17 protein-coding genes are annotated in these 12,361 nt (G+C 59.7%); 13 read left to right on the top strand and 4 right to left on the bottom strand.

Annotation, left to right across the window (positions count from 1 at the left end; genetic code table 11):
- Window positions 1-25: 25 nt before the first annotated feature.
- Entirely contained in the window at window positions 26-376 is a 351-nt protein-coding gene (locus tag IF204_RS14995; protein ID WP_194097881.1) for a hypothetical protein, read from the top strand.
- Window positions 377-419: 43 nt separating this feature from the next.
- Here IF204_RS14995 and IF204_RS15000 read toward each other — a convergent pair whose 3' ends face one another.
- Complete coding sequence (locus IF204_RS15000) at window positions 420-1,589, bottom strand: MalY/PatB family protein (protein WP_194097882.1); 1,170 nt, start codon at window positions 1,587-1,589, stop codon at window positions 420-422.
- 110 nt (window positions 1,590-1,699) lie between these two features.
- Between IF204_RS15000 and def (IF204_RS15005) the strand changes: the two genes are divergently transcribed.
- Genes def (IF204_RS15005) through IF204_RS15020 form a run of 4 tightly spaced genes read left to right on the top strand, consistent with a single transcriptional unit; the run spans window position 1,700 to window position 3,792 of the window.
- Window positions 1,700-2,221 (top strand): peptide deformylase, encoded by a 522-nt coding sequence (gene def, locus IF204_RS15005; RefSeq protein ID WP_194097883.1) that lies wholly within the window; start codon window positions 1,700-1,702, stop codon window positions 2,219-2,221.
- Entirely contained in the window at window positions 2,221-2,718 is a 498-nt protein-coding gene (gene def / locus IF204_RS15010; protein ID WP_194097884.1) for a peptide deformylase, read from the top strand. Before def (IF204_RS15005) ends, def (IF204_RS15010) begins: the two co-directional genes overlap by 1 nt.
- A gap of 4 nt (window positions 2,719-2,722) precedes the next feature.
- Window positions 2,723-3,619, top strand: a complete 897-nt coding sequence (gene fmt / locus IF204_RS15015) for a methionyl-tRNA formyltransferase (protein ID WP_194097885.1) — start codon at window positions 2,723-2,725, stop codon at window positions 3,617-3,619.
- On the top strand, window positions 3,619-3,792 hold the full coding sequence (locus tag IF204_RS15020) for a hypothetical protein (RefSeq protein WP_194097886.1): 174 nt from the start codon (window positions 3,619-3,621) through the stop codon (window positions 3,790-3,792). Before fmt ends, IF204_RS15020 begins: the two co-directional genes overlap by 1 nt.
- Here IF204_RS15020 and rnhA read toward each other — a convergent pair.
- The 3 genes from rnhA to IF204_RS15035 all read right to left on the bottom strand — a co-directional run bounded on the left by rnhA (window position 3,782) and on the right by IF204_RS15035 (window position 5,891).
- Entirely contained in the window at window positions 3,782-4,234 is a 453-nt protein-coding gene (gene rnhA / locus IF204_RS15025) for a ribonuclease HI (RefSeq protein ID WP_194097887.1), read from the bottom strand. The two genes, IF204_RS15020 and rnhA, sit on opposite strands and share 11 nt — an antisense overlap.
- 32 nt (window positions 4,235-4,266) lie before the next feature.
- Complete coding sequence (gene ispH / locus IF204_RS15030; protein WP_194098250.1) at window positions 4,267-5,217, bottom strand: 4-hydroxy-3-methylbut-2-enyl diphosphate reductase; 951 nt, start codon at window positions 5,215-5,217, stop codon at window positions 4,267-4,269.
- A 101-nt stretch (window positions 5,218-5,318) separates the two neighbouring features.
- A complete protein-coding gene (locus IF204_RS15035; protein ID WP_194097888.1) occupies window positions 5,319-5,891 on the bottom strand; it encodes a LabA-like NYN domain-containing protein in 573 nt (190 codons plus the stop codon).
- 109 nt (window positions 5,892-6,000) lie between these two features.
- Here IF204_RS15035 and folK point away from each other — a divergent pair, with 109 nt between their 5' ends.
- The 8 genes from folK to lepB all read left to right on the top strand — a co-directional run bounded on the left by folK (window position 6,001) and on the right by lepB (window position 12,361).
- A complete protein-coding gene (gene folK / locus IF204_RS15040) occupies window positions 6,001-6,564 on the top strand; it encodes a 2-amino-4-hydroxy-6-hydroxymethyldihydropteridine diphosphokinase (RefSeq protein ID WP_194097889.1) in 564 nt (187 codons plus the stop codon).
- A gap of 92 nt (window positions 6,565-6,656) precedes the next feature.
- The gene (gene rpoZ, locus IF204_RS15045) at window positions 6,657-7,010 is read left to right on the top strand and encodes a DNA-directed RNA polymerase subunit omega (protein WP_167636783.1); all 354 of its coding nucleotides are present in this window, start codon (window positions 6,657-6,659) and stop codon (window positions 7,008-7,010) included.
- A 36-nt stretch (window positions 7,011-7,046) separates the two neighbouring features.
- The gene (locus tag IF204_RS15050) at window positions 7,047-9,185 is read left to right on the top strand and encodes a RelA/SpoT family protein (RefSeq protein WP_194097890.1); all 2,139 of its coding nucleotides are present in this window, start codon (window positions 7,047-7,049) and stop codon (window positions 9,183-9,185) included.
- 35 nt (window positions 9,186-9,220) lie between these two features.
- Window positions 9,221-9,832: a DUF2062 domain-containing protein gene (locus tag IF204_RS15055; protein WP_322743296.1), complete on the top strand. Its 612-nt coding sequence runs from the start codon at window positions 9,221-9,223 to the stop codon at window positions 9,830-9,832.
- Between the two features lie 33 nt (window positions 9,833-9,865).
- Entirely contained in the window at window positions 9,866-10,621 is a 756-nt protein-coding gene (locus IF204_RS15060; protein ID WP_194097892.1) for a pyridoxine 5'-phosphate synthase, read from the top strand.
- Window positions 10,621-11,055, top strand: a complete 435-nt coding sequence (locus IF204_RS15065; protein ID WP_194097893.1) for an ABZJ_00895 family protein — start codon at window positions 10,621-10,623, stop codon at window positions 11,053-11,055. Before IF204_RS15060 ends, IF204_RS15065 begins: the two co-directional genes overlap by 1 nt.
- 6 nt (window positions 11,056-11,061) lie before the next feature.
- Entirely contained in the window at window positions 11,062-11,493 is a 432-nt protein-coding gene (acpS, locus tag IF204_RS15070; RefSeq protein ID WP_194097894.1) for a holo-ACP synthase, read from the top strand.
- 25 nt (window positions 11,494-11,518) lie between these two features.
- Entirely contained in the window at window positions 11,519-12,361 is an 843-nt protein-coding gene (lepB, locus tag IF204_RS15075; protein ID WP_194097895.1) for a signal peptidase I, read from the top strand.

Below are 12,361 nucleotides of genomic sequence, written 5' to 3' on the forward strand. Positions count from 1 at the left end.
TAAGACTCGTTAAGAGGAGGGTGTCATGAATGATTTTCTGCCTGAAGCAGTCCTGAAGGGCCTTGAGGAAGCGCGCCGTGCTGCCGAACGTCGCTCGTCGCGGTTGTGCGTTCATGTCGGGGACAGCGTGTTCCGCATCCGCCGGCTTTGGGATGGCGGTTTCAGCATGGATGCAGGAGATGCGCCGAAGCTGCGCGGCCATGTCCAGATCTATGACGGCCCGCGCCACCTCTACCAAGCGCTTGTGGTCACCTCATACGAGGAACGGGACGAGCGTGTGTTCGAATTCAAGTGGCACACGCCTGTGGCCGATGGCCCTGCGGTTGATTTCGAAAGGGAGCGGGAAGCTCCTGCCGGTCTTCTGAGCCGGATGTAATCAAAGGGCGGCGATGGCCGCCCTTTCTCGTAGAACGATTCGCTTATTGTAGGTCGGCGAAGGCTTTTTGCAGGCGCTCGACTGCCTCGACTACGCGGGCGCGCGGAGTGGCGATGTTGAAGCGCAGGAAATCCTCGCCGCCGGTGCCGAAAGTTTCACCGTGGTTCACACAGATGCGGGCGTCCTGTTCGACCCGCTTGCGGTATTCGGCTTTGCTCATGCCAGTGCCTGAAAAATCGACCCACGCGAGATAGGTGGATTCCAGCGGCATCGACTTGAGGCCGGGTATCGCGTTCACGCCGTCGTCGAAGATCTTGCGGTTGCCGTCGAGGTAGTCGCGCAGGGCATCGACCCAAGCGGCACCTTCGGGCGAGTAGGCGGCGGTCGCCATCAGGACACCGAAAGAATTGGGCGAAATGCCGAGCGCGGCCATGCGGGCTGCGAACTTGGCGCGCAGCTTTTCATCGTGAATGATGACGTTGCCCGAGTGGGTGCCCGCGATGTTGAACGTCTTGGTCGTGGCCGTCAGCATCACGAGGCGATCCGCGATCCCGTCGATATGCGGCATGGCGATATGCTTGGCGCCAGGCATGGTCAGGTCGTGGTGGATTTCGTCGGAGACCAGAACGAGATCGTGACGCTTGGCGAATGCGGCGACCTCTTCTAGTTCCTCACGCGTCCAGACGCGGCCACCGGGGTTATGCGGCGAGCAGAGGATGACCATCCTTTCGTTGCCGGTCATCTGCGCGTCGTAGGCGGCGAAGTCCATCTCGTAGCGGCCATCATTGTTGACCAGCGGGCATTCGACGACTTGGCGGCCAGCGGCTTTGATGACGCGGGCGAAGGCGTGGTAGACGGGAGTGAACAGCACAACGCCGTCGTCGGGCGCAGTATAGGCATCGACGCAGAGGCCAACCGCATTGACGAGGCCGTGGGTGGTAAAGATCGCCTTGGCGTCGACCTCCCAGCCATGGCGTTCCTTCATCCACCACTGGATTGACGACAGGTAATCGCGGTCATCGCCGAAGTAGCCGAAGACACCATGATCGGCCATGTCGGTTACGACCTTCTGGACGCAATCGGGCGCGGCGAAATCCATGTCCGCGACCCACATGGCGATGCCGTCTTCGGCGGGTACGCCGTAAATCGCTTCCATCATGTCCCACTTCACGCTGTGCGTGCCGATGCGGTCAATCTCGCGGTCGAAATCCATTTGGGTCTCCAATCAATTAATTGCGGGGAAAGTCGCCAGCTTGCGCCATATACGCAATAGCAAATGCAGCACTTCTTGCGAGAGCAGCGCCAAATCGCTACATGCCGCCTATGACCCTACGCCCTATTCTGATCCATCCGGACCCGCGCCTCAAAAAGGTCGCCGACCCGATTGCAGAGGTTTCCTCGGAAATCCGCAAACAGGCCGATGACATGATCGAAACCATGTACGACGCGCCCGGTATCGGGCTTGCGGCGCCGCAGATCGGTGTGATGAACCGTCTGCTGGTCATGGATGCGCAGCGCGACCCCGAGGCGAAGCCGAACCCGATGGTTCTGATTAACCCCGAGGTCATCTGGGAGTCCGAGGAAAAGAACGTCTACGAAGAAGGCTGTCTGTCGATCCCCGACCAGTTCGCCGAAGTCGAGCGTCCGAAGATGGTGCGCGTGCGCTGGCAGGACGTGGACGGCAAGACCGTCGAGGAAGAGTTCGACGAGCTTTGGGCGACGTGTGTCCAGCACGAGATCGACCACCTCAATGGCGTGCTGTTCATTGATTATCTGAAGCCGCTCAAGCGCCAGATGATCACTCGTAAGATGCAGAAGCTGAAGCGCGAAAGGGCGCGCGGCTAATGGCGCACCGTCCGTATGTGATGTGGCCGCATAAGGCTCTGCGTACTGCTGCGGAGCCTGTGGCTGAGATCAATGACGAAATCCGTGCGATCTGGGACGAGATGATTGAAGCGATGGACGCGATGCCCGGCGTAGGGCTGGCCGCGGTCCAGCTTGGCATTCCGCTCCGTCTGGCTGTGGTGGATGCGTCGGACGAGCGCGGCAAGGCGGTTCGTATGGCGAACCCCGAGATCCTGCACGCATCGGTCCAGCCGCGCGATCACGAAGAAGCCTCTCCGAACCTGCCGGGCGTGTCGGCCAAGGTCACGCGCCCGCGCGCCGTGACGGTGAAGTTTATCAACGTGGACGGCGAGGAGCAGGAACAGGACTTCGTCGGCATCTGGGCGACCTCGGTCCAGCACCAGATCGACCACCTGAACGGCAAGATGTACTTCGACCGGATTTCCAAGGTGAAGCGCGACATGCTCGTGCGTAAAGCCAAGAAGCTGAACGGATAAGACGATGCGCGTTGTTTTCATGGGTACGCCGGACTTCTCGGTGCCGGTTCTGGACGCTCTCGTCGGTGCAGGTCACGAGATTGCTGCGGTCTACTCGCAACCGCCGCGTCCCGCCGGTCGTGGTAAGAAAGACCGCCCTTCTCCCGTCCACGCCCGTGCGCTGGAGTTGGGGCTCGAAGTCCGTCACCCCGTTAATTTCAAGAATGCCGAGGATGTTGATGCCTTCGCCGCGCTGAACGCCGATGTGGCTGTGGTCGTGGCTTACGGTCTGATCCTGCCGCAGAGCCTGCTGGATGCGCCAAAGCACGGCTGCCTGAACATCCATGCCTCGCTGTTGCCGCGTTGGCGTGGGGCCGCGCCGATCCATCGCGCGATCATGGCAGGCGATACCGAAACCGGCGTTTGCATCATGCAGATGGAAGCAGGTCTCGATACTGGTCCGGTTCTGCTTCGTCAGGCGACCGCGATCGGGGCCGAGGAAACCACCGGCCAGCTTCATGACTGGCTGTCGGAGATGGGGGCAAAGGCCATCGTCGCCGCGCTCTCCCGCCTTGACCAGCTGGAGCCGCAGGTTCAGCCCGAGGAGGGCGTGACCTACGCTGCCAAGATCGACAAGGCCGAAGCCAAGATCGACTGGAGCGAACCTGCCGAAGTCGTGGACCGCAAAATCCGCGGCCTGTCCCCATTCCCCGGTGCGTGGTGCGAAATCGACGGTGAGCGCGTGAAGCTGCTCGGCTCGAAGCTGGCCAATGGGCAGGGCGACGCGGGTCGGGTGCTTAGCGAGTTCGTTGTGGCCTGCGGGGGTGGCGCGGTGGAGATCACACGCCTTCAGCGTTCGGGCAAAAAGCCGATGACCACCGAAGACGCCCTGCGCGGGATGACCCTGCCAGAGAAAATCTGATGGGCTTTCTGCTCGGCCTGCCGCGCATGGCGCTCGGCCTCGTGTTCTGGTTTCTGATCTGGATTTTCACGCGCCCCGGCGGCTGGCTATTCGGCTGTATTGCCGTGGTGCTGGCGGTGAAAATGGTGCCGCCGCAGTTCTGGGAATACTTCCAGTCGTCGCCTAGCCCTTGAACGGAGCCATGCCCCGACGGGCCAATTCGTCTGCGCGTTCGTTTTCGGGATGGCCTGCGTGGCCTTTGACCCATTCCCACGTGACCTTGTGCTGACGATTGGCTTCGTCCAGCCGCTTCCATAGATCCTCGTTCTTGACCGGCTTGTTGGTCGAGGTCTTCCAGCCGCGCTTTTTCCAGCCCCACATCCATTCGGTGATGCCGCCTTTGACGTAGGCGCTATCGGTCACGACGGTGATCGTGCTGGTACGTGAAAGCGACTCGAGCGCGTTGATCGCAGCGAGGAGCTCCATGCGGTTATTGGTCGTATTCGCCTCGCCGCCGCAGAGCTCACGTTCTTTAACGACGGTCTCGCCATCTTTGGCTTGGAGCAACGCTCCCCAACCACCCGGGCCGGGATTGCCGCTGCAGGCACCGTCTGTGTAGGCGTAGAGTTCAGGCACAAGTGTATCCTGTTGGTCTGTATTTGAGAGGATCAGGCGGGGACGCGCAGGACGCGTGGCACCTTGAATTCGACATGCTCTTCGGCGGTCACCACCTGTTCGACCGTGACATCGTAGTGTGCGCTGAACGCATCCACGACTTCGTTGATCAGAACTTCGGGCGCGGAGGCGCCGGCGGTGATGCCAATCGTGCGGATGCCTTCGATAGCTCGCCAGTCGATATCGGTCGCACGTTGTACCAACTGCGCGTAGTTGCAGCCGTTCTTGGCTGCGACCTCGACGAGGCGCTTGGAATTGGAGCTATTCGGCGCGCCGACCACCAGCAGGGCGTCGCACTGGGGCGCGATGGCTTTCACGGCTTCCTGTCGGTTCGTGGTGGCGTAGCAGATGTCTTCTTTGTGCGGACCGACGATCGCAGGGAAGCGGGCTTTCAGCGCGGCAACGATGTCGATGGTGTCATCGACGGAAAGCGTCGTCTGCGTGACAAACGCCAGCTTCGACGGATCGCGCACTTCGACCTGCGCCACATCATCGACGGTTTCGACCAGTAGAACCTCACCATCGGGCAGCTGACCCATGGTGCCGATGGTTTCGGGGTGGCCTTCGTGTCCGATCATGACGATCTGGAGGCCCTCTTCGGCATGGCGCGAAGCTTCGATATGGACCTTGCTCACAAGCGGGCAGGTGGCATCGACATAGACCATGTTCCGGCGCTCGGCGTCTGCGGGCACGGACTTTGGAACGCCGTGGGCCGAGAAAATCACCGGACGGTCCGGCGGGCATTCGTGCAGCTCTTCAACAAAGACCGCGCCTTTGTCCTTCAACGAATCCACGACGAATTTGTTGTGGACGATCTCGTGGCGGACATAGACGGGCGCGCCCCATTTATCGATCGCCATTTCGACGATCTTGATGGCGCGGTCGACACCGGCACAGAACCCGCGAGGGGCGGCGAGGTACAATGTAAGCTGCGGCTTTTCCATGAAGTGACAGTTAGACATCGCGCCGTGGCCTGTCCAGTTGTCGGAGGTCACTTTGCGCTGACCCTGAAAAGCAAAAAGCCGGGGTGACCCCGGCTCTGTGCTTATTTCGCGGTGTCGGAGCCTTCCGACTTTTCCGGACGCGGCTCGCGCGGCGGACGACCGATGACATCGCGCAGCTCTTCAAGCTCGATGAAGTTGTCGGCCTGACGACGGAGTTCGTCGGCGATCATCGGCGGCTGGCTGCGGATCGTCGAAACGACAGAGACGCGAACGCCTTTGCGCTGGAGCGCTTCGACCAGCGGGCGGAAATCGCCGTCGCCGGAGAACAGCACGATGTGATCGACGTGCGGGGACAGTTCCATAGCATCGACGGTCAGTTCGATGTCCATGTTGCCCTTCACCTTACGGCGACCCATGCTATCGGTGTATTCTTTGGCCGGCTTGGTCACCATGGTGAAGCCGTTGTAGTGCAGCCAGTCGACCAGCGGACGAATGGGGGAGTACTCGTCGTTTTCCAGAAGCGCGGTGTAGTAGAAAGCCCGAAGCAGTTTGCCACGACGCATGAACTCGCTGCGCAGAAGCTTGTAATCGATGTCGAACCCGAGCGCTTTGGCAGCAGCGTATAAGTTGGACCCATCGATGAAGAGCGCTAATCGCTCATCACGATAAAACATGAAATATCCTTCCGAATTAAATGACCCGCCGATAAATCGTGAGTGGGTGGCGGATGGCCCTTACAACTATGTATTCACATATATTAGATAAGTCAGGATGTACTCCGGTATGACAAATTGCATCACAATAGCATTGGGATCGAACGTTACGTCATCCTATGGGTCTCCAAAAGAGACAATCCTTCACGCAATACGTGTAATCGGTGACTCTTTCGGCGTAGTTACAAAAAATAGTCGTATACTTAGAACTCCGAGTTTTCCCGCAGGTTCCGGACCCGATTATGCAAACGCAGTGATTCGGTTCGATGGAAAAAACGAGGCGGCGCGGATACTTGCCATTCTCCATGAGATTGAAGCCGAATTCGGGCGGGAGCGTGTCGAACGTTGGGGGCAGCGCACGTTGGATCTCGACCTGCTTTGTGTCGGTGACGAGGTGCTTCCGGACCGTACTTTGTTGCAGGAGTGGATCGACCTGCCACCGGACCGACAGACCAAAGAAGCGCCTGACCAGTTGATTTTGCCGCACCCGCGTATTCAGGACCGCGCCTTCGTACTTGTCCCGATGGCTGAGGTCGCGCCCGAGTGGGTTCATCCCGTACTCGGGCGTTCGGTGACACAGATGCGCGACGCCCTGCCGTCCGAGTTGCTCGATGAGGTGGTCGAGTACGCCTGAGGCCGATCTGGCGAATCCGCTTGTAAATCTGTGGATGGAACCTTATGTGAGGGGCTTCCTAGGACCACCTTATAAAAAAGTGGAGTGCGCTCATGGCCCGCGTAACGGTAGAAGATTGCGTCGATAAAGTTCCCAACCGCTTCGAGCTGGTGATGCTTGCTGCGCATCGCGCCCGTGAAATTTCGTCCGGTTCCGCACTGACTGTTTCGCGTGACAACGACAAGAACCCCGTTGTTGCCCTGCGTGAGATCGCCGAAGAAACCCAGCAGACCGACGACCTGCGTGAGCGCATGATCGAATCGCTTCAGACCCAGATCGAAGTCGACGAGCCGGAAGAAGACGCGATGGCGCTTCTTATGGGCGCTGAAAACGATCGTCCGGCAGAAGACGATATGTCCGAAGAAAAGCTGCTCCGTCAGCTTATGGAGGCACAGGGCCAGCGTTAATCGCGACCCTAGGGATTGAAAGGCGCAGGACCAACGATGACCGCCGACGACCTGATCGCGCTGGTCCGCGCATACAACCCCCGCACCAATGCCAAGCTGATCGCCGAAGCATATGATTTCGGCGAGCAGATGCACGACGGCCAGTTCCGTCACTCGGGTGAACCCTATTTCACCCACCCCGTCGCGGTTGCGACAATCCTCGCACAGCAGCAAATGGATGACGCGACGATCGTCTGCGCCCTGCTGCACGACACCATCGAAGATACCAAGGCCAACTTTGCCGAAGTCGAGCGCCGTTTCGGCCGCGACATCGCAGAGCTTGTCGATGGCGTCACCAAGCTGACCAATATCCAGCTGACCTCGACCCGTTCGAAGCAAGCTGAAAATTTCCGCAAGCTCTTTATGGCGATGTCGCGCGACCTGCGCGTGATCCTCGTGAAACTGGCCGACCGTCTGCACAACATGCGGACGATCAAGTCGATGCGGCCTGAAAAGCAGGTCCAGAAAGCCCGCGAAACCATGGATATCTACGCTCCGCTTGCGGGCCGCATGGGTATGCAGTGGATGCGCGAAGAGCTTGAGGATCTGGCGTTCAAGGTTCTGAACTCCGAAGCGCGCAATTCGATCATGCGCCGCTTCATCATGCTCCAGAAAGAAACCGGCGACGTGATCCAGCGGATCACTTCGGACATGCGGATCGAACTGGAGAAAGCCGGCATCCAGGCCGAGGTCTACGGCCGCGCGAAGAAGCCGTACTCGATCTGGCGCAAGATGCAGGAGAAGGATCAGGGCTTCAGTCGCCTGTCCGACATCTACGGTTTCCGTGTCATCACCGCGACCGAGGCCGACTGCTACCGCGTGCTTGGTGCGATCCACCAGCGTTGGCGCTCGGTGCCTGGTCGCTTCAAGGACTATATCAGCCAGCCTAAATCGAACGGCTATCGCTCAATCCACACGACCGTTTCGGGCCGTGACGGTAAGCGCGTTGAAGTGCAGATCCGTACCCGCGAAATGCACGAGGTCGCTGAAACCGGCGTTGCCGCGCACTGGTCCTACAAAAATGGTGAGCGCGTCGAGAACCGTTTTGCTGTCGATCCGGTACGCTGGATTGCGCAGCTGACTGAACGCCTCGACGACGAAAGCGATCACGACGAGTTCCTCGAAGCCGTCAAGCTCGAGATGTATCAGGACCAAGTGTTCTGCTTCACGCCCAAGGGCGATGTGATCAAGCTGCCGCGCGGCGCGACCCCGATCGACTTTGCCTACGCGATCCACACCCGCATTGGTGCGGCCTGCGTTGGTGCAAAGGTTGACGGCATTCGCGTGCCGCTCTGGACACGTCTGAAAAACGGCCAGTCGGTCGACATCATCACTGCCGAGGGCCAGAAGCCCGAAGCGACGTGGATCGATATCGTCGTCACGGGCCGTGCGAAGTCCGCGATCCGCCGTGCTCTCCGTCAGGAAGACCGCGAGCGCTATATCAAGCTGGGCCGCGAACTGGCGCGTGTGGCGTTTGAAAACGTTGGTAAAATTGCGACCGTCAAAGCTCTGCGTACTGCGGCCAAGACGCTGGCGATGGACGACGTGGATGAAATGCTCGCCCGTCTGGGCAGTGCCGAACTGACGTCCCGCGAAGTCGTCCGCGCGATCTACCCTGACCTTGCCGAAAAGCAGGGTGAAGAGATCGAGCAGAGCCGCGCCGTTGTCGGTATCACTGCCGATCAGTCGTACAATCGCGGCAAATGCTGCCAACCGGTGCCGGGCGAACGCATCGTGGGTATCACCTTCCGCGGCCAACCGCTCGTCATCCACACGATTGACTGTCAGGGCCTCGCCGCGTTCGAGGACCAGCCCGAGCGTTGGGTCGATCTGCATTGGCAGGACGGTCTGCACTCCGCGTCGCACACCGTGACGCTCGACATGACGATCAGCAATGATGCTGGCGTTCTGGGCCGCATCTGCACCGTCATCGGCGAGCAGGACGCGAATATCTCGGACCTGAACTTCATCGACCGCAAGCCCGACTTCTACCGCCTGCAGGTGGACGTCGATCTGCGCGACATCGAACATCTGCACCGTGTCATGACAGCGTTGGAAGCCGAGAGTAACGTCTCCTCCATCGCGCGTCTGCAAGATCCGACGCGCGAGAAGCGTCGGAAAGAGGACCACGAGTAGTGTTCAAGCGTCGGGACAGGCGGCCTTGGTGGCAAGTGCTGCTCCATGTTGTCTGGCCGAAAGGGGGCTGGGTTCGCGCGTTCGAATACACCCGTCACCGCTTGCAACGTCTCCCCGACACGCCCGAAAAGATCGGTCGCGGTTTGGCGGCCGGTGTATTCACCAGCTTTACCCCGTTTTTTGGACTGCATTTCCTGATCGCATGGCTGATTTCCCGCGTTATTCGCGGCAACGTTCCCGCGTCACTGCTGGGGACGTTCTTTGGCAATCCGCTGACCTACGTGCCGATTGCGATGACCTCTCTCTGGACGGGTCACCTGATTATGGGGTCGCGCCCTGACCGCGAGGTGGCCCATACGCTCGGCGGGATGTTTGCGGGGGCAGGGCGTGACCTGTGGAACAATTTCCTCGCGCTTTTCACGCCGATGAAAACCGACTGGACCCAGCTTGCGATCTTTTTCGAGGACGTCTTCCTGCCGTTCGCCATCGGTTGCATCATTCCGGGAGTGATCGCGGCAACGCTCGTTTATTTCCTGCTGACACCTGTCATCGGCGCTTACCAGAACAGTCGCCGCAAACGTCTTCGTGCGAAACTGGGACAACTCAACGCTGCGAAAGACACTGACGGCGCTCGCAAGACCCGATAATGTCCGCGTAATTCGATTCAACGGGAGAAAGTCATGTCTGCTGGCAAACTGAGACTTGGCGTCAACATCGATCACGTCGCAACCGTGCGGAATGCCCGCGGTAGCGCATATCCCGATCCGATCCGCGCGGCGAAGCTCGCCGAAGACGCAGGTGCTGATGGCATCACTGCACACCTGCGCGAAGACCGCCGCCACATCAGCGACGCGGATATCGAGGGGCTGATGGAAGCCCTGACCAGCCCGCTGAATTTTGAAATGGCTGCCACAGACGAGATGCAGGCCATCGCGCTACGCCACAAGCCGCACGCCGTTTGCATCGTCCCCGAAAAGCGCGAAGAGCGGACGACCGAGGGTGGCCTTGAGGTCGCCAAGGAAGAGAACCGGCTCGCCCATTTCATCGCGCCGCTGCGTGATGCAGGGTGCCGCGTGTCGATCTTTATCGCCGCCGACCGCCGCCAGATCGAAGCCGCGCACCGCATTGGCGCGCAGGTGATCGAACTGCACACGGGTGCCTATTGCGATCTCCACGCCGAAGGTAAATTCGCCGAGCGTGATGCTGAGCTTGAGCGTCTGGCCGAAATGGCGACGTTTGCAGATAGCCTCGGTCTCGAGGTCCACGCGGGCCACGGTCTGACATACGACACGGTAAAGCCCATTGCGGCTCTACCGGAAATTATGGAACTCAATATCGGTCACTTCATCATCGGCGAGGCCATTTTCCGCGGCCTGACACCTGCGGTTCAGGAAATGCGCCGTCTGATGGATGAAGCCCGCGAAGGTACGAACTGATGAACCTCAAGCGCTACGCCATTGCATTTCTTGTTGTGACGATTGTCTTCGACCTGATCAGATTTGCCCTGCTCAAGTTCGCGAGCTTCGACCTTGGTTCGGCAGGCAGCGGCATTGTCCCGTTCATCGGTGCGGCCGCCTTCACGATGCAGAACCACGTGCGCGAAACCCACTCTATTCCTGACAGTAAGACGCTTTGGGTCTTTGCCTTCCGTGCAGCTTTTGTCGGTATGGCAGTCAGCATGGTATATGCTGTTGTTGTCGGGATGGTCGTTCCTGCGATGCGCCTGCCGTTCGGGGACACGACCTTTGTTGCCATCCTGCTGGCCTCGCTCATTTTCATCAGCCTCGCGGGCGCTGTTGTGAACCGCATTTTCTTCGGACTGAGCGGTAAGGCCGAGATGGGCCGCCTACGCCGCGAGAATAAGGTCTGATCCGCAATGATCCTCGGTATCGGCACTGATCTCGCGAATATCGAGCGGATCGCGGGAACGCTGGAGCGTTTCGGCGACCGTTTTCGCAATCGTGTTTTCACCGAGATCGAGCAGAACAAAGCCGAACGCCGCGCTGACGTTGCCGGAACCTATGCCAAACGCTGGGCCGCCAAAGAGGCGTGTTCGAAGGCGCTCGGTACCGGTTTGCGAATGGGTATTTCGTGGAAAGACATGGCCGTCAGCAACTTACGCACGGGCCAGCCCGTCATGGAGCTTACCGGCTGGGCCAAAGAGCGGCTCGACGCAATGACGCCCGCAGGGCACGAAGCCATCGTACATGTGACGTTGACCGACGATCATCCTTGGGCGCAGGCCTTTGTTGTGATCGAAGCGCGACCGGTGTCTGCCTTGACACAAGGTACGCCGGGCAGCATGTAGCGAACTGATTTTCTAGGAGCAGAGTATGTCCGAAAAGAGCGGCCTGATGGCCAGCATTGTCGAGACCATCAAAACGATCGTTTACGCGCTGTTGATCGCAGGCATCTTCCGTACCCTGTTCTTCCAGCCGTTCTGGATCCCGTCGGGTTCGATGAAGGACACGCTGCTGATCGGCGACTTCCTGTTCGTGAACAAGATGGCCTACGGCTACTCGTACGCGTCCTGCCCGTCGATCGTCATTCAGCGCTTCGGTATCGACATCGGTCCGGATGATTTCTGCGGCGCGTTTAAAGGCGACAACGAACGCTTCCTCGGCTCCGAGCCGGAGCGCGGCGATGTGGTCGTGTTCCGTAACCGCCACAAAGACGAGGACTATATCAAGCGTCTGATCGGCCTGCCGGGTGACACCATCCAGATGCAGCAGGGTCAGCTCTACATCAACGGCGAGGCCGTTCCGATGGTCGAGCAAGAGCCGTTCATCGAAGGCCGCGCACCGCAGGGCCCGCAGCGCTCGCAGCCGCAGTGCGCCGAGATCACCGAGGACAACATGTGCCTCAAGTATCGCTACACCGAGACCCTGCCGAACGGCGTGGAGCACAGCATCCTCGACATCGGTATGCGTCCGGCTGACAACACCAAGATCTACTCGGTGCCGGAAGGTTATTACTTCTTCATGGGTGACAACCGCGACAACTCCATCGACAGCCGCTTCCTGTGGAACCCTGCCGAAGGTGCAACCGGCCTCGACCTCGTGCCTGCCGAAGACCTTATCGGCCGTGCTGACCGCGTAATCTTCTCTTCCGCTGGTAGCTCGATCCTCGCATTCTGGACTTGGCGCTCGGACCGTTTCTTCAAGGCGATCCAGTAA

It is taken from the genome of Marivivens aquimaris, from assembly GCF_015220045.1.
Taxonomy (GTDB): Bacteria; Pseudomonadota; Alphaproteobacteria; order Rhodobacterales; family Rhodobacteraceae; genus Marivivens; species Marivivens aquimaris.